A 17,799-nucleotide genomic window follows, 5' to 3' on the forward strand; every position below is an offset into this window, starting at 1 on the left:
CACCGAAGGCGCACAAGCATGCCCGATGGAGGCGCTGGGTGCGCCGCATCGTCTGGGGCGTGCTGGGGCTGGTAGGCCTGGTGCTGCTGCTGGTGGCCGGCGCGCTGGCCTGGCTCACCTCGCCCGCGGGCGAGCGGTGGGTGCTCGGCAAGGCCCTGCCCCTGGCGAACGAGCAGCTCTCCGGGCGACTGGAGGCGGGCGCGGTGGAGCTGAGCCTGTCGGGGCTCACCCTGCGGGACGCCAAGCTCTACACCCCCGAGGGGGACCTGGTGGCCGAGGTGGCCCTGGTGGACGCGCGCCTGTCCCTGGCGCCCCTGGTGGCCCAGCACGTGGTCATCACCTCCGCCCGGCTCGAGAAGCCGCGCCTGTACCTCGTGCAGGACGAGCGCGGCCTCAACCTCATGCGGGCGCTGGAGCCCCGCAACCCCAAGCCCGAGGAGCCGTCCACGGGCCGGAGCTCGCTGCGGCTCTCGCTGAGGGACCTGCGGCTGGAGGACGGCTACGTCGACTTCGAGGGAGACACCGCGGAGGGCACCCGCCAGGTGCGGCTGGAGGACTTCGACGCCCAGGGCGCGGCCAGCTATGGCGCGGCGAAGCAGGCCTTCGACGTGCGGCTGGACGCCACCGGTGGGCTCTCCCGCCCCCTCACCGGCCCGGTGAAGCTGACGCTCCGGGGCCAGGGCGAGGAGCAGAACCTCTCCACGGACGTGGACCTCACCGTGGCGGGGCTCGTGCTCCAGGCCCGCGGTGGCATGCGCGGGCTGAGCGAGGCGTGGATGGAGCTCGAGCGCCTGTCGCTCGAGCCAGCGACGGCTCGGGCCTTCGTGCCCACCTATCCATTGATCGCGCCCGTCAGCGTGGAGGGTAACGGCCAGAAGCAGGGCGACGTCGCCCGCACGAGCCTGACGGTGAAGGCCGGGAGCGCCACGATGAACGTGGATGGCTCCTTCAACGTCGCCACGATGCGCAGCGACGGCGTCACCGTGCGGGCCCGGGACATCAACCTCGCCGAGCTGATGGAGAACGCGGCGACCACCTCCATCGTCGCCAACCTCAACGCGAGCGGCGGAGGCACGAGCCTGGAGACGCTCGACGGCCAGGTGGAGCTCAACGTCTCCCCGTCGAAGTTCAAGGGACAGCCGCTCGGGCCGGTGGAGCTCAAGGCGAGCGCGAAGGACGGCTACTACACGCTCTCGCGCCTGCGGGTGCTGCTGCCGGGCGCCTCGCTGGACGCGCGCGGCCAGGGCAAGGTGGACCACATCCAGATGAAGGGCAGCCTGAGCGCGTCGGATCTCGCCGTGCTCGGGCAGACGGTGGGCCGGCTGGGCCCGGGCCCAGCGCTGCCGCTGTCCGGCAGTGGCGCGCTGGATTTCCAGGTGGAGGGGCCGCTGCGCACCCCGGGAGTGGAGCTCTCGGGCACCTTCGCCACCCTGGGCTACGAGGACAACCTCATCAAGGACCTCAACCTGAAGGCCTCGCTGCCGGACGTCACCAGGCCGCTGTCCGCGGATGCCTCGCTGGTGGTGGGCGAGCTGCAGACGGGCGGCCGCACCTTCCAGAACCTCTCGGCCGCCATCATCACGCGGGGCCGGGAGCTGGAGGCCACCGTGAAGACCGCGGGCGACGCGGTGCTGGGCCTCACGCTGGCCGGCACCGTGGACGAGGACCAGGAGGGGCTCGCGGTGAAGGCGATGACGCTCGCCTGGCCCGAGGGCACCTGGACGCTGCGGGGCACCTCTCACGTGGGCTTCGGCGGCGGCAGGCTTGAAGTGAAGCCCGCCCTCACGCTCGTGTCCGACCAGCAGCGCCTGGCCGTCACGCTCGTGAAGGAAGGCGAGCACGTGGACGGGCGCGTGGAGGCGGACGCGCTGGACCTCACGAAGCTCCCCAGGTCCTTCATCCCCGAGACGCTCAAGCTGGGCGGCACCGTCTCCGCGCGGGTGAGCGCGCGCGGGCGGCTGCCTCGCCCGGACGCCGACATCTCCCTCACGCTCGCGGACGTCCGCTTCCAGGAGTACTCGGACATCAACGCCACGCTGAAGGGCACCTACGTGAAGGACCGCGCCAGCGGCACCCTCACCGCGAACGTGCCGGCAGCCAGCATCACCGCGGACTTCGACGTGCCGGTGCAGGGCCTGCTGCGGCACCGCAAGGATGAGATGAGCCTCCGGGTGAACCTCGCCCGCCTGAGCATCGAGGAGACGCGGAAGATGCTCGGGCGCCCGGAGCCCGTGAGCGGAGAGCTCAGCGGCGTGCTGGAGGTGAAGGGGCCCGCGAGGGAGCCACGCCTCACCTTCACGATGAAGGGCGAGGGGCTGGTCTATGGAGGCCTGCCGCAGGGCGTCCTGAAGGATCCGCTCGCCTTCACGCTGACCGCCGCGTCCGATGAGGCGACCGGAGCCCTGGGCGCGCGCTTCGAGCTGCAGGGCCTGGCGAAGCAGACCTACGTCACCCTGAAGACGCCCTTCACGCTGGGCCAGTTCCTCATCAAGCCGCCCACCGCGGACGAGGTGATGCGCGCCCGGCTGAACGTGGAGGGCGCCATGGAGGAGCTGGCCCTCGCCCAGGTGGGGGCCCTGGCCGGGCTCCAGAATGCCGAGGGCACCGTCACCGCGACGTTCGCCCTGTCCGGCTCCGTCCTCGTGCCCGAGGCCCGGCTGAACGTGCAGGCCCGCCGCGTCAGCGCCAACGGGCTGCCGCCGCTGGATGCCAACCTCTCCGTCAACGGCGGAGGAGACGACATCCGCGCGGAGCTGACGACGCTCCGGTACGACGGCGACAAGACCGCGCCCCTGGCGCAGCTGAGCGCCACGCTCGACGCGCCGCTGGGCGCCATCCAGGACCAGGACGTCATCGGCTGGGTGCCCTTCGAGCTCAAGGGACGCCTCCACCCCACGGCCCTCAAGGAGCTGATGGGTCTGGCCGAGGCCGACCCCACGCTGCGAGAGCAGGGGCTGCAGGGCATCGTCTCCCTGGAGGTGTCCGCGCGAGGCACTCCCGCAACGCCGGAGGTCGTCCTCGACGTGGGCCTCCAGCAGCTCGGCGTGGGCAGGCTCGCGCTGGGCCAGGCCCACGTCCACTACACCTACGCGGACGCTCGCTCCGACCTGGACGCGACCGTCTCCGCTCCCTCGGGAGGCAGCCTGCTCGTCCGGGCCGGCATCCCGCTGGACCTGTCCCTGCCCGCCGTGCAGCAGGGGCTGGAGGTGAAGAAGGTGCCGCTGGACGTCAAGGTGGTGGCCCGGCGCTTCGACATGGGCTTCCTCTCCGGCGCCACCGAGATGGTGCGCAGCCTGGGCGGCGTGCTCGAGGCGGACGCGGCCATCGCCGGCACCGTGGGCGCGCCCACCCTCAAGGGCACCGTCAACTGGAAGGACGGCCGGCTGGGGCTGATGGGCTTCGGCGAGTACCGCGACATCCAGGTCGCCCTCGGCGTGACGGAGGAGCGCATCCACCTGCAGCAGCTCTTCGCGCGTGGCGGCGCCGGCCAGCTGCGCCTCACCGCGGAGGCCGTGCGCTCGAAGACCGGGGCCTACGAGCTCACCGGCGAGACCCGGCTCGAGAAGTTCCCCATCATCTCGGAGGACCAGCTCGTCGCCGTCGCGTCGCTGCGGGCCTCGCTCGAGGGCAGCCTGAGCCTCGACACCGTCAACATCCGCAACCTCACCATCCCCGAGGCCCACATCGAGCTGCCGGAGGTGCAGCGCAAGGATCTGCAGCCGCTCGAGCCCGCCAGCGACATCGTCCTGGTGCGCAACGGCGTCCCGGTGGACAAGCGCCGCCGCAAGCGCAACGAGCCTCCGAAGGACGGCACGCCCACCAGCGGCACGGCCGAGGACACCGCCTCGGCCAGCAACACCGACACGCCGGTCACCGGGAAGCCGAGCGTCGCGGGCACGGGCGGCGCGGGTGCCCAGCCGAGGGACCTGGTGGACACCTCCGACTCCGAGGAGGAGGTCCAGCGCACCTACCGCATCCTCATCAACGCGCCGAGGAACCTCTGGGTCCGCGGCTCGGACGTGAACATCGAGCTGGGGCTGTCGCAGAACTTCGAGGTCTCCTACACGGACCAGCCCTTCCTCGCCGGAGAGGTCATCGTCCAGCGCGGCCGGGTGGATGCGCTGGGGCGCCGCTTCGACGTGCAGCGCGAAAGCCGGGTGAACTTCACCGGGCCGCCGCTGGCGCCCTACCTCAACATCACCGCCGAACACGTCAACGAGCGGGAGAACGTCACCGTCTTCATCCACGTGCGCGGCCAGGGCAAGGACTTCACCATCGAGCCCACGAGCGATCCGCCGATGTCCGAGACGGAGATCTACACGCTGCTGGCCACGGGCCGGCGGACGCTGGAGCGCAACTCGGGCTCGTCGATGACGGGCGCGCAGGCCGCGTCGGTGGTGGGCTCGCTGGTGGCCTCGCAGGCCAAGAAGGCGCTGTCGGCCGAGCTGCCCCTGGACGTGTTCTCCATCGAGGCGGGCGACAGCGGGCTGGCCGGCACCAAGCTCGAGGTGGGCAAGTACCTCACGGACAAGATCTACGTGGGCTACACGGGCCGCGTGGGCACCGCGGCCCAGAGCCGCGAGAACGCCAACGCGGTCCGCTTCGAGTACCAGTTCACCCCGGCCTGGAGCCTCGAGGCCAACTACGGCGACGCGCGCTCCGGCGGCCTGGACCTCATCTGGAGCAAGGACTACTGAGGTCCACGCTCATCAGAGCGCGTGGATCTCGTAGCAGGTGCCCACCGGGCCGCTGCCCGTCGTGGGGGCGTTGGGGGCGGACTTCCACGCGCCCTCCACGCCGCACTGGTGCCACTGCAAGTCCCCCGAGGACTGCACGCAGGTGCGCGTGGGCACGGGGTGGCCCAGCGTGGCCGACGGGCAGTACGGGTAAGAGGTGGTGCAGCCCGTGGGCTTCGTCGTCGAGCCCCCGGTGAAGACGCCCGCCACGCACTTGCGCCACAGCGCGTCGGAGGAGCTCTGCACGCAGGTGAACTCGGCGACGTTGGCGTCCACGGTGCCCGAGTAGCACGAGGTGCCGCCGGTACCCCACGCGTACTCGCCCTTGAAGCGGTTGTACGCCGAGGCCACCAGCGACGAGCCACCCACCGTCTTCCTCCCGCACTGCGTCGCGTAGGCGCCCACCCACGGCGTGTACGTGTAGAGCGCGGCGGTGGCCTTGGTGGCCGGCCGCACCGAGCACGGATCCAGCGAGCTCTTCGTCACGCCCACCTTCCACCCGGAGATGGTGGAGCCGCCCGAGTCCAGGGACGTGAAGTAGCCGCGCATCTTCTTCGCCGCGCACTCCACCTGGTTGCCGAAGCCCGTGTAGGCCGCGTCACAGCCGCTGCTGTCCGGACAGCCGCAGCCACACGCCTTGGCCAGGTTGGAGGAGGTGCCGCTGGTGATGAGGCTCGACTCCGTCTGGATGCGCGCCAGCATGTAGAGCGGGCTGATCTGGTACGCCTTGGAGCGCTCGACGATGAGCGCCGCCGCCGTCTTGCCCCACGCCGGATCCGTGTACGTGGCCAGGTAGCTGCCCTTCTGCTGGAGGAACTGCTGCACCTGCGCGGTGGTGATCCACTGCCCCCCCGTGATGTCCGCGTCCTCCAGCAGCCGGTTCATGTCGTACGTGGTGGTGGCCTCCTGCAGCACCTCTCCCGTCAGCTCATCCACGACGGGCGCTTGTTCGGTGGGACCACAGCCGAGGGAGTACAGCACGGGCAGCAGGAGCAGCGAGACTCGAAGCTTCATCGCGACCTCTCTGGTGGGGGGGCGCGCGTCTTAGTCCCTCACACGGGTTTCTCAAAGAAGTCATTTATTTCCAGGATTGATACATTGTTTTCACGGGAGCGAAGTTTCAGCTCCTCGGCGTTGCCGCGCGGGCGGAGCATTGCGACTCGATTGCACCTGGAGACCAGTCAAGCAGCCCTCCGGGACAGGACGTGACACAGCAGCGAGAGACCTCGTTAGCATCCAGCACCACCAGCGCGAGCAAGCCTGGTCAAGGAGCCTGTGGATGCGAGCCTCTTCCCTCTTCTCCCTTCGAAACCTCGGCACCGCGGCGTGGGTGCTGACCCTGGCGGCGTGCTCCTCTTCCAGCGAGGAGATCTACGGAGAGATCCGCGCGCTGGGCGACTTCCGCGGTGGCATCGCCACCTGGTACGACGCGACGGGCGCGGGGCACTGCGGCTACGACGCGAGCCCCAACGACATGGACGTGGCGGCCATGAACGCGCCGGAGTTCTCCAACAGCGCGGTGTGCGGCTCGTGCGCGGAGGTGGAGGGGCCGCAGGGCACGGTGCGCGTGCGCATCGTGGACAGCTGCCCCGAGTGCGCCTCCGGACACCTGGACCTGAGCAAGCAGGCCTTCGCGAAGATTGCCCCCATCAATGATGGGCGCGTGACGACGCAGTGGCGCCTGGTGAGCTGCGCCGTGCAGGGCCCGGTGCGCTACCGCATCAAGGAGGGCAGCTCCGAGTGGTGGGTCGGCATCCAGGTGCGCAACCACCGGCTGCCCATCCAGAAGTTCGAGTACCAGAAGAACGGCTCGTGGGTGGAGGTGAAGCGCGAGCCCTACAACTACTTCGTGGCCAGCTCCGGCATGGGCCCCGGCCCGGTGAAGGTCCGCATCACCGCCACCGACGGACAGAAGCTCGAGGACACCCTGCCCGAGATCAAGGCGGAGAAGACCTTCGACGGCGCCGCGCAGTTCTCCCTGCAGTAGACGCACCCATCCGTCCCCCCCACAACGAGGTCCTCACATATGCGATTCGAGAACGTCCTCTCCCCTCACGTACTCATCGCGGTCGGAGTGCTGGGCCTGACCGCCTGCTCCGACTCCAACCCTCCGGAGGAGCCTGTCGCTCCGCTCTCGGAGGAGAAGACCAGCACCGCCACGCGCGTGGTCTCCGACGGCACGGGCAACTGCAACTTCGATCCGAGCCCGGAGGATCTACACGTGGCCGCGCTGGATGCCACCGCCTACGGAGACTCCGGGCTGTGCGGCGCCTGCGCGGAGCTGGAGCTGCCCGCGGAGAAGAAGAAGGTGCGCGTGCGCATCGTCGACAGCTGCTCGGGGTGCACGCCGGATCAGCTCGGCCTCAGCCCGCAGGTGTTCGACTCCATGGGCGGCAGCAATCTGATCACGGCCAGCGTCCGCTGGCGCTACATCACCTGCCCGGTGCAGGGCCCGCTGCGCTACCGCTTCAAGGAGGACAGCAGCCCGTACTGGGTGGCCATCCAGGTCCGCAACCACCGGCACCCCATCCAGAAGCTGGAGTGGGAGAAGGACGGCACCTGGATCGAGGTGAAGCGCGAGGCCTACAACTACTTCGTCGAGCCCGCGGGCATGGGCCCCGGCCCGCTGCACCTGCGCTTGACGTCCACCACGGGGAGGGTCATCGAGGACACCCTGCCCGTCGTGATCCAGGGCACCGTCGTGGATGGCAAGGCCCAGTTCGAGGACTGAAGCTCTGAAAATCCCGCTCTCCGCGTGCATTTCGATCAGAATGTTGATCGAGCACGCGGAGCCCTCCGGCGCTCTCATCGCAAAACCATTCGGAACGAAATCTTCTCAGGACCGCGCAACTTGATTCTCGAATCAGCCGAAAAAGCAGGCACGTCACTCTCAAACGGAGAGAAATCTCGTGTCCACTTACTCGGTCCGCAGCGGCGACACCCTGAGCGCCATCGCGGCGCGCTTCAAGACCACGGTCTCGGCCCTGGCCAAGGCCAACGGCATCTCCAACCCCAACCGCATCCTGGCGGGACAGAAGCTGACCGTCCCTGGCCGGGGCGACAGCTTCGAGCAGAAGCCGGGTGGCTCCAAGCCCGCGTCCTCGCCGGCTCCGGCGCCGTCCGCGGCGGCCGGGGGCCCGGTGAAGGACAGCACGGGCCGCCAGTACCCCACCTCCAAGGACGGCACGCCGATGTTCCGCCAGGGAGATCCGGCGTGGGGCAGCCGGCGCCTGGGCACCAGCTCGAGCCTGTCCGCGGCGGGCTGCGCGATGACGGCCACCGCCATGGCCGTCAGCAAGATCTCCGGCAAGCCCATCAACCCCGGGCAGATGGACCAGTACCTGGACACCCACGGCGGCTACTCGGGCAACGCGCTGATCTGGGGCAAGGCGGCGGCGGCGCGCGGCATGGGCGCGACCAAGGCGGCCTGGAACCTGAACACCATCAACAAGCAGCTGGACGTGGGCCGCCCGGTGGTCATCGGCGTGGACTACAAGGCCGGCAGCAACGGCGGCTCCAACGGCACGGACCACTGGATCACCCTGACCGGCCGCGGCCGCGAGGGCGGCAAGCCCGTCTACTACGCGAATGATCCGGCCACGGGGAAGCAGGTCACCCTGCGCCAGGTGGGCAGCCAGCTGGTGGGCGGCCCGGCCAACTACAAGACGACGGGCCAGCTGGTGACGTTCTCCGGCGGCAACCCGCGTCCGGGCACGGCCAAGCCGCCGTCCACGCCGACCAAGCCGCCGTCCACGCCGGCCAAGCCGCCGTCCACGTCGCTCAAGGGCACCACGGTGCCGGCTGGGGACTTGAAGCGCGGCTCGCAGGGCGCGGCGGTGAAGCAGCTGCAGGCGGCGCTGGTGAAGGCGGGCAACCTGACGCAGAAGGAGATGAACACGGGCCCTGGCGTCTTCGGGCCTCGCACCGAGTCCGCGCTGAAGGAGTTCCAGCAGAAGCACGGCGTGCCGGCCACGGGCTACTACGGGCCCAAGACGCGCGCGGCGTTCGAGAAGCTGGGCGCGAAGACGGCCAAGACGGGCGGCACGGGGCCCGTGACGGGTCCGACGCCGGGCCCGGTGAAGGGCGGCGTGTCGCTGGCGCAGCTGAAGAAGATCATGCCGAACCTGTCGGACTCGAAGGCGCGGCAGGTGCTGCCGCACCTGAACAAGGCGATGGTGGACGCGAAGATCAACACGCCGAAGCGGCAGGCCGCGTTCCTGGCGCAGCTGGCGCACGAGAGCGGCGAGCTGCGCTACTTCGAGGAGATCGCCTCGGGCGCGGCGTACGAGGGCCGCCGGGACCTGGGCAACACGCAGCCGGGTGACGGCGTGCGGTTCAAGGGCCGCGGGCCCATCCAGCTGACCGGCCGCGCCAACTACCGGGCGGCGGGCAAGGCGCTGGGCATCGACCTGGAGAACAACCCCAAGCGCGCCGCGGACATCGACGTGGGCTTCCGCACGGCGGCGTGGTTCTGGAACAGCCGCAACCTGAACACCTACGCGGACGCGGGCAACTTCCGTGAGGTCACCCGCCGCATCAACGGTGGCTACAACGGCCTGGCCAGCCGCGAGGCGTACTACCGCCGCGCGCTGAACACGCTGGGCTGATTTTCGAGGCACCCCATGGTGGGGTGAGGTACAGGCGCGGGGCCTGGAGATCGTCTCCAGGCCCCGTTGCTTTTGCGGGCGCTCGGCGGCGCCTGACGAAGCCGCTCACTGCACGGTGATGGGGATGTTGTAGAGGAAGCACACCGGCACCTTCTGCGGCTTGTACTCCCAGCCGTCCTTGATGCCGCTGATGATGTCCTGGTCCGCGCCCGGCACCGCCTTCACCGGGATGACGTCGTAGACCTTGCCGTCAGTGCCCACGCAGATCTTGTACATGCCCAGGAGGGTGCCGCTGTTGCGGTGCGCCTGCTTGAACACCTCGGACAGCTTCGGCGGCACCTGCCGCACCACGTCTCGCTGGATGACGAACGGCGGCACGTTCTTCGGCTTCACCGGCTCGGCCACCGTCCCCGTGCTCCCCACCACGCCACCCACCACCCCGCCGATCACTCCGCCCTCCACGCCGCCTTCCTGACCGCCCTCCACCGCCGCGGGCTCGGGCTCCGGCTCCGGCTCCGGTGGCGGCTCATCCTTGGGAGGCTCGATGGGCTTCACCTCCTTGGGCACCACGATCTCCTTCGGCTTCGGGGTGACCTTGGGAGTCGTCTTCGGAGTGACGCGGGCCGCGGGCGGCGGGGGAGGCGGCGGCGGGGGAGGCGGCGGCGGGGGCAGCGCCGCCATGAAGGTGACCTTCACCTCCTTCTCCTGCTGCTCGTTGCCCGGCTTGGCCCAGAGAACGAGCGCCGCGATGACGACGACATGGAGCACCACGGAGAGGACCGTGAAGCCAGCGAAGCGCGAGGGGGGAGGAGCGAGTTGCTGCGCGAACATGGATGGGCAGGGGACGGCGCGAGTGCCCTCGGGCCATACCACAGCCCTGGGGTCTCCTCCCAACGCCCCAGGTAAACCCCCGCCCCTGCTCATACCGCCAGTCACATCTCCGAATCTGTGTCAATACCGTTTCATTTGAGTGTCAGATAGATTCCATAAGCCGTACGTATCGCCTACGTACTGGGTGGGGCTGGTGATCGGGAGTGGACACATGGCAGGGTGCGCGCGCCCATCTTCGTCCTCCCTCCCGAAGAGGTTTCGCGTGCAGATTTCATGGAAGCAGACGCTCGGGCTCGTAGCGGCCCTGAGCGCGATGTCGTGTGGTGACTCCGAGCCGACTGGTGACACGTTCCAGGGCTATATCGACGGCAGCGTGCTGGATACGCGGTTCCAGCCGGCGGGCACGTGTGGCAGCAACATCAAGTGCTACGTGCCGCAGACGGCCACCGTGAACGGAGACCCGGTGGTCTTCTACAACATGGGCCTGGTCGCCAACCCGAACACGGACAAGAGCAAGCCCCCGGCTCCCACCAAGGTGGAGAGCATCGCGACCACGGTGTACGAGTTCCCCGAGGGCTGCATCGCCGGCCCGGAGTATGACCCGCGCACCGACGCGTACGAGCAGACCAGGCAGTACCCGGTGTACTCGAGGCTGCCGGTGACCAGCACCTCGTCGCCGCCGGTGCCTCTGGCGAAGGTGGTCTACTGGAGCGGCTCGGACAAGTACGAGTGCAACGCCATCAAGAGCGCCACCAGCGTGGACGAGGGCAAGTTCTCCCTCACCCAGCAGGAGGGCAGCGTCATCTCCATGCGCGCCATCATCGCCCCCTTCGAGATGCGCCGGGGCGACGGCACGACGTACACGCCGCCGCTGGGCTGGTACAAGGGGCTGCTGCTCAACTACGTGGACGCCGGCCAGGTGCCAGTGGAGACCGTCCAGGACAACCCGGAATCCGAGCCCTACCAGGTCCTGGCCCCGATGGACGGCGTGCTGGTGCACCCCTCCGGCACGGGCACCTCGCAGGCGACGGCCAACAACGTGCTGGTGCTGCGCGCGCGGCCCGGCGAGCAGGGCTGGTCCCCGGTGGTGAAGCTGCGTGAGTTCCGGGCCACCGCGCCGAACTCGCCCTCCTTCTACAAGAGCCTCTGCTACGACCCGCCCTGCGCCACGAACGCCGTGGACATGACCAAGGCCACCACCTACGCCGGCACGCTCTACCTCACCACGGGTGCGCCGTGAGCTCCTCCCCTTCTTCCCGCGAGATTGGCCCCATGAAGAACTCCCTCCTGACTCTCGGCGGCCGGGCGCTGGTCCTGGCGCTGCTGGCGATCACCTTCCTGCCCGTGTCCGCGCTGGCGGCGGGCGAGAACTACGGCCAGGTGGCTGGCTACGTGTATGACCCGACGGGCGCCCCGATCGCCGAGGTGCCGCTGACCCTCTCCGGCCCGGCGCTGCAGCAGCCCCAGACGACCACCAGCGGCGAGGACGGCCGCTTCGAGTTCGCGCTGGCCCCCCCGGGCGAGAACTACACGCTCGAGGTGAAGGTGGAGGGCTTCGCCCCCATCAAGAAGACGGGCATCATCGTGCTGCTCGGCCGGACCTCGCCGGTGGACGTGAAGCTGGAGGTGCTCACCGAGACGCAGGCGGTGGCCACCTACGAGATCGTCACCCAGGTCAACCCGCTCATCAACCCGGACTCGGCGCAGACGGGCGCGGTGCTGACCGCGGAGAAGGTCGCCTCGACGCCGGTGTTCACCCAGGTGCAGGCCATTCCCCAGCTCGTCGCGGGCGTGGGCCCGGGCAACGCGCCCAGCAGCCGCGGCGGTCTGTCGCGCTACGGCAAGAGCTTCGTGGACGGCATGGACACCACGGACGTCACGGACGGCAGCATCACCGCGCCGCTCAACTTCTACGCCGTGGAGAACTTCGAGGTCATCACCGGCGGCATGGACGCCCAGTACAACAGCCTGGGCATGATCGAGAACGTCGTCACCAAGAGCGGCTCCAACGAGTTCACCTATGACGTGACGATGGTGCTGTCGCCGGCCTGGGCCAACGCCAAGGGCTTCTCGGCCTCCAACCAGAGCCCCGCGGTGGGCTCCTTCACGCAGAACACCACCCCCCAGTCGGAGACGAGCTTCTACAGCCCGCTGGTGTCCGTCGGCGGTCCCATCATCAAGAACCGGCTCTGGTTCTACGCCAGCGGTCAGTGGAACCTGTCTCACCAGGAGACGCCCATCACCCTGCCGGGCGAGGCGCTGGAGAACCGTCCCAAGGACACCGACACGCGGCTGGCCCGCCTGAAGCTGACCTACCAGCCCACGGACAAGGACCGCATCTCCGTGGCGTTCAACTACGACCGCAACCAGATCGACAACAACAACTCCAATTCCAGCACGGCGCTGGACGCGGAGTCGAACATCGACCGCGGCGGCTTCTTCCTCATCGCCAACTACGACCGGACCATCACCGAGAACATGCTCTTCCAGCTCTCGGCGGGCACCACCTACAAGAGCGCGCACTTCGGTCCCCAGAGCGGGGATGAGAATGCCATCTCGCACAACGACGGCAGCGTCACGCGCTTCAGCCCGGGCGGCCTGAACGGCAAGGTGAGCAACCTGCAGGACGAGAGCAAGCGGCGCTTCCAGTTCGACCCGACGCTGACCTTCAAGATGGACAAGCACCAGATGAAGGGCGGCCTGCAGTTTGGCTACCTCACGGGCGACATCACCCAGAGCGTCACCGGCAACCAGCGCTACCAGGACCGCAACGGCATCTGCGACCCGGAAGACCCGACTACCTTCCAGTTCTGCCAGACGCGCACCGACTTCTACGATCTCAACGGCGAGCAGAAGCCGCTGACCACGGACGCCTCGGTGATGACGCTGGGCGCGTTCCTCCAGGACCGCTTCACGATCAACCGCTACCTGACGGTGGTGGGCGGTCTGCGCTTCGACGCGGGCCGGCTGTACTCGGACGATGGCCAGTTCATCACCAACCTGACCGGCTTCGGGCCCCGCCTGTCCGGCACGTACGACGTGTTCGGCGACCGGAACACCCTGATCACCGCGTTCTACGGCCGCTCCAACGACATCGGCGACGTGTTCGTCGCCCAGAGTGCCAACCCGGAGCTGGCGCAGGTGACGGCCTCGTGGACGGGGACTGCCTTCGCGGAGTGCGCGCCGTTCGTCGCGGCGACTGGCTGCAGGAACGCGGGAGGCGCCACCGGCCGCGTCTTCGACAAGGATGCCAAGACGCCGCACGTGGACGAGCTGAGCTTCGGCCTGCGCCAGGCCGTGGGCGACAAGGCCGCGGTGGGCGCGGACTTCACCTACCGCAAGTACTCCAACATGTGGGTGGACGAGGAGATCAACCAGCTCTGGGATCCTTCCGGCACGCGCATCATCGGCTACGTCGACCCGTCGCAGCCGCAGGCCATCGTGAAGCTCACCACGCCGGACGACGCGTGGCGTGACTACAGGGGCATGGACCTGTGGGTGCAGGGCAAGGCGGGCGCGTGGGACCTGCTGGCCAACTACACGCTGGCCTTCGCCAATGGCACGGTGGGCAACTACTTCGACGGCTATGGTGACAACCCGCGCATGAAGTCGTTCTTCAAGGGCCCGAACCCGGACGACATCCGCCACACCATCAAGGGCTCCATCGGCTACGTGACGGACTTCGGCCTCGATTTCGGCTTCCGGTTCCGCTACCTGACGGGCACGCCGCTGTGGATGACGATGCAGAACCCGACCCCCAACAACGGGTCGCTGTACCGCTCGCCGCGCGGCACGGGCTACACCGTCAACGCGAACACGGGCCGGGCGGACCTCAACGAGCCGTCCAACGTGGCCATCCTCCGCAACCCGGACCAGTTCATCATCGACGCGCAGGCCCGCTATGACGTGGGCCGGCCCCTGGGGCTGAAGCAGAAGCTGGAGCTGACGTTCCTGGTGGTGAACCTGCTCAACAACACCGACGCCACGGCGCTGAACCAGACCTACAACACCGCCAACCAGCAGTACGGCAGCGTGTTCAGCCGCAGCCGCCCGCTGCAGGCGGAGTTGCTGCTGCGCTTCCGCAACTGAGCCCAGCCTGAAGCGATGAATCCGAGGGGCTCCCGCATCATGTGGGGGCCCCTCTCTTTTTCCATGCTCCCCTCCTCCTCCATGCGCCCGTCCTCCCTGCTCGTCCTCTCCCTCGCGCTCGCGTGCGCCACGCCCGCGCCCCGTCCGCTGGCCGCCGAGTCCACCTCCGCCACCGCCGAGCCCGACCTGGTGCTCGTGGAGAGCAGCCCGGTGGAGACGCCCATGGATCACCCGGACATCCCGGATGCCTGGCGCGTGTGGCCGGAGATGATCGGCTCCGCCACGCGCACGCTGGACATCGAGCAGTTCTACGTGAGCAACACGCCGGGCGGTCGGCTGGAGCCCGTCATCCAGGCCATCGAGGCCGCGGCGGACCGCGGCGTGCGCGTGCGGCTGCTGGCCGAGGAGAAGTTCGCCAGGCAGTACCCGGAGACGCTGGAGCGGCTCGCGGCCCGGCGCGGCATCACGGTGCGCCGCATGGACACGGCGAAGTCCATGGGCGGGGTGCAGCACGCCAAGTACTTCGTCGTGGACGGACGCGAGGCGTACTTCGGCAGTCAGAACTTCGACTGGCGCTCGCTCGAGCACATCCAGGAGCTGGGCCTGCGCGTGCGAGTCCCCGAGGTGGTCCGCGCCCTCGGCGCCGTCTTCGAGTACGACTGGGCGCTGGCGGCGGGTGCCACGCCCGCTCCGGTCACCTCTGGGACCGGTGGACTCGGGCCCTTTCCAGCGCGCTTCGATGGAGAGACGGTGCGCGTGAGCCCGGCCTTCAGTCCCCAGGGCTTCCTGCCGGATCCGGCCACGTGGGACCTGCAGCGCATGGTGGGGCTCATCGACAGCGCGAAGCGCTCCGTGCGCGTGCAGCTGCTCACCTACCGCGCCAAGGCGCGTGACGGCGGCGAGTTCCGCGAGCTGGACAAAGCGCTGCGGCGGGCGAGCGCCCGAGGCGTGAAGGTGGAGCTGCTCGTGGCGGACTGGAGCAAGCGCTCGGGCACCATCGAGGGCCTGCAGGCGCTCCACGCGCCGCCGGGCCTCACCGTGAAGATGGCCACCATCCCCCGCGCCTCCAGCGGCTTCATCCCCTTCGCGCGCGTGGTGCACGCCAAGTACATGGTGGTGGACGGCGAGACGTCCTGGGTGGGCACGAGCAACTGGGAGCGCGACTACTTCACCCAGACCCGGAACGTGGGCCTCTTCATCGAGGGCCCCGCCTTCGCCCGTCAGCTCGAGCGCTTCTTCTCGGACACCTGGACCAGCCCCTACTCAGCCGAGGTGGATCCGAAGGCGACCTACACCCCGCCCGCCATCTCCAGCGAGCAGTAGCGCGCGCCCAGGCGCCCCGACACACGGCTTACGCTCGGCATGTCACCGGGCAGCGGAGCACCCGCCCTCCTGCCTTCGCCTCGCGCCAGCGGCACGGCTTGCCCCTCGAAGGCATACCTTCCGCTGGGGGCAGGAGGTCATTCCGTGAAAGCGAATCGCGGAGGCAGGCTCTGGGACACGCTGGGGTTTCGTGCCCTCGTGCTCGCCGTGGCGCTCTTCGCCCTGGGACGGCTCGCGACCGGGTTCGTCTTCGAGCCCCACCCCAGCTCCGTCCTCTGGCTGCCGAGCGGGCTCTCTCTCGCCTTCCTGGTGTGCACCCAGCCTCGGGAGTGGCCCGTCCTGCTGCTGGCCATCTTCGTGTCCGAAGTCACCCTGCTTCACTTCGACGGCTCGGGCACCCCCGTCTGGACCGCGATGCTCTGGGGCCTGGCCAACAGCCTGCGCGCCCTGCTGGGCGCGGCGCTGATCCGTCGCTTCGTGGGGACCTCCGTCCAGCTCTCGCGGAGCTGGGAGGTGGGCGGGCTGCTGCTCTTCGGCGGGCTGGTGAGCCCCCTGCCCAGCGCCACGCTGGGCGCCCTCGGCAACGTCCTCTGGCGCGGCCCCGAGTCCTTCGGCTCGCATTGGGTGGCCTGGTGGGTGAGTGATGGGCTGGGGACGCTGCTGATCGCCCCGCTGCTGCTGACGTGGACCTCCGCGGCCTTCCACCCCAAGCGCTTCCACCGGCTCGCGGAGCTGGGGGCCATCCTGGCCGCGACGGCCCTGGGCACCCACCTCCTCTTCAACCACACCGAGCCGGTGGGAATCCGGGCCGCGCTGCTCTACGCCAGCTTCCCCTTCGTCCTCTGGGGCGCGCTGCGGCTGGGACCGCTCGGCGCGGCGAGCACCTCGGCGGTAGTGGCGGTGCTCGCGCACTGGCACACCCACCTCGGGAGAGGCCCCTTCGGCGCCATGACCGCCTTGCCGCACCAGAAGCTGTTCACCCTGCAGATCTTCCTGGCGTTCCTCGGGCTGACGGCCCTGATGCTGGCGGCGATGGCCTCCGAGCGGCGGCGGACCGAGCAGCTCCAGCAATTGCTGGTGGAGGCCGGCACGGTGCTGGCCGCCTCGATGAACGTGCGAGAGACGTTTCCGCGCGTGGCCCGCCTCCTGGTGCCGCGGGCGTGCACGGGCTTCGCGCTGTGGGTGGTGGGAGAGAGCGGGCTGCTGGAGCGCGTGGCGCAGGCGGGATGGAGCGCCGCTCGGGAGAGCCGCGTGCGCGGACAGGTGCCGCCGCTGCCCACCACCTCCCGGCGCTGGAGCACCGCGGAGGGCACGGTGGTGCTGGCACCGCTCCGGCTCCGGGGCAGCGTGCAGGGGGCGCTCGTGCTCATGAGCGATGAGCGGGCCTGCTGGGCGGGCTCGGCGAACCTCCGACTGGCCGAGGATCTGGCGCACCGGTGCGGCATGGCGCTGGAGAGCGCTCGTCTCTACACGGAGGCGCAGCAGGCCATCGCCGCTCGCAATGAGTTCATCGCCGTGGCCGCTCACGAGCTGCGCACCCCTCTGACGGCGCTCACGCTGCGCATGAGGGCGCTGGACGGGCTGCTCCACCGCGAGCGCGCCTCCGAGGAGGCACGGGCCAAGGTCCGCGCGGCATCCCGTCAGCTCGTGCGCATGGGCCAGCTCGTCGAGCGCCTGCTGGACGTGGGGCGCATCACCTCCGGCCGGCTGGAGCTGCAGCGGGAGCGCGTGGACGTCAGCGAGCTGGTGGAGCAGGTGGTGGAGTCCTTCTCCGAGGAGGCCACGCGCGCTGGCAGCGAGCTGCGCGTCGAGGCCCGGGCGGGACTCACGGTCTGGTGGGATCGCGGTCGCATCGAGCAGGCCTTCGCCAACCTGCTGGCGAACGCGCTCAAGTTCGGCGCCGGACACCCCATCGAGATCCACCTCTCGGGCGAGGGGCCGTGGGTGCGCATCGCGGTGACGGACCACGGCATCGGCATCGACCCGGAGGCCCTGGAGCGCATCTTCGAGCGCTTCGAGCGGGCGGTGTCGTCTCGCCGGTATGGGGGCCTGGGCCTGGGGCTGTTCCTCACCCGGCAGATCGCCGAGTCCCACGGTGGGACGGTCCATGTGGAGAGTCACCCCGGCGAGGGAGCGACCTTCATGCTGCAGCTGCCCGTGGGCCAGCAGCCCGAGGCCGAGCCGGAGCTCGGCCACCCTGCTGCCTCGTGAGC

General features: G+C 69.5%; 10 protein-coding genes. 8 read left to right on the forward strand and 2 right to left on the reverse strand.

Features of this window, described 5'->3' with window-relative positions:
- Positions 1-38: 38 nt before the first annotated feature.
- Entirely contained in the window at positions 39-4,697 is a 4,659-nt protein-coding gene (locus KY572_RS20060; RefSeq protein WP_224244503.1) for a translocation/assembly module TamB domain-containing protein, read from the forward strand.
- A 12-nt stretch (positions 4,698-4,709) separates the two neighbouring features.
- Here KY572_RS20060 and KY572_RS20065 read toward each other — a convergent pair whose 3' ends face one another.
- The gene (locus KY572_RS20065; RefSeq protein WP_224244504.1) at positions 4,710-5,750 is read right to left on the reverse strand and encodes a hypothetical protein; all 1,041 of its coding nucleotides are present in this window, start codon (positions 5,748-5,750) and stop codon (positions 4,710-4,712) included.
- 265 nt (positions 5,751-6,015) lie between these two features.
- Between KY572_RS20065 and KY572_RS20070 the strand changes: the two genes are divergently transcribed.
- The 3 genes from KY572_RS20070 to KY572_RS47830 all read left to right on the forward strand — a co-directional run bounded on the left by KY572_RS20070 (position 6,016) and on the right by KY572_RS47830 (position 9,343).
- Positions 6,016-6,723 (forward strand): expansin EXLX1 family cellulose-binding protein, encoded by a 708-nt coding sequence (locus tag KY572_RS20070; RefSeq protein WP_224244505.1) that lies wholly within the window; start codon positions 6,016-6,018, stop codon positions 6,721-6,723.
- 39 nt (positions 6,724-6,762) lie between these two features.
- Positions 6,763-7,467 carry an expansin EXLX1 family cellulose-binding protein gene (locus KY572_RS20075; RefSeq protein WP_224244506.1) on the forward strand — a complete coding sequence of 235 codons (705 nt, stop codon included), beginning with the start codon at positions 6,763-6,765 and terminating at the stop codon, positions 7,465-7,467.
- Between the two features lie 178 nt (positions 7,468-7,645).
- Positions 7,646-9,343, forward strand: a complete 1,698-nt coding sequence (locus KY572_RS47830; protein ID WP_224244507.1) for a LysM peptidoglycan-binding domain-containing protein — start codon at positions 7,646-7,648, stop codon at positions 9,341-9,343.
- A 105-nt stretch (positions 9,344-9,448) separates the two neighbouring features.
- On the opposite strand, the gene KY572_RS20085 is transcribed toward KY572_RS47830, so the two are convergent.
- Positions 9,449-10,174: a PaxA gene (locus tag KY572_RS20085; protein ID WP_224244508.1), complete on the reverse strand. Its 726-nt coding sequence runs from the start codon at positions 10,172-10,174 to the stop codon at positions 9,449-9,451.
- Between the two features lie 262 nt (positions 10,175-10,436).
- Here KY572_RS20085 and KY572_RS20090 point away from each other — a divergent pair, with 262 nt between their 5' ends.
- The 4 genes from KY572_RS20090 to KY572_RS20105 all read left to right on the forward strand — a co-directional run bounded on the left by KY572_RS20090 (position 10,437) and on the right by KY572_RS20105 (position 17,797).
- A complete protein-coding gene (locus tag KY572_RS20090) occupies positions 10,437-11,414 on the forward strand; it encodes a hypothetical protein (protein WP_224244509.1) in 978 nt (325 codons plus the stop codon).
- Positions 11,415-11,446: 32 nt separating this feature from the next.
- Positions 11,447-14,263 (forward strand): TonB-dependent receptor, encoded by a 2,817-nt coding sequence (locus KY572_RS20095; RefSeq protein ID WP_224244510.1) that lies wholly within the window; start codon positions 11,447-11,449, stop codon positions 14,261-14,263.
- A 63-nt stretch (positions 14,264-14,326) separates the two neighbouring features.
- On the forward strand, positions 14,327-15,586 hold the full coding sequence (locus KY572_RS20100) for a phospholipase D-like domain-containing protein (protein WP_224244511.1): 1,260 nt from the start codon (positions 14,327-14,329) through the stop codon (positions 15,584-15,586).
- A 144-nt stretch (positions 15,587-15,730) separates the two neighbouring features.
- Positions 15,731-17,797 (forward strand): sensor histidine kinase, encoded by a 2,067-nt coding sequence (locus KY572_RS20105; RefSeq protein ID WP_224244512.1) that lies wholly within the window; start codon positions 15,731-15,733, stop codon positions 17,795-17,797.
- Positions 17,798-17,799: the final 2 nt, after the last annotated feature.

Source organism: Hyalangium gracile, from assembly GCF_020103725.1.
In the GTDB taxonomy this organism is placed as follows: Bacteria; Myxococcota; Myxococcia; order Myxococcales; family Myxococcaceae; genus Hyalangium; species Hyalangium gracile.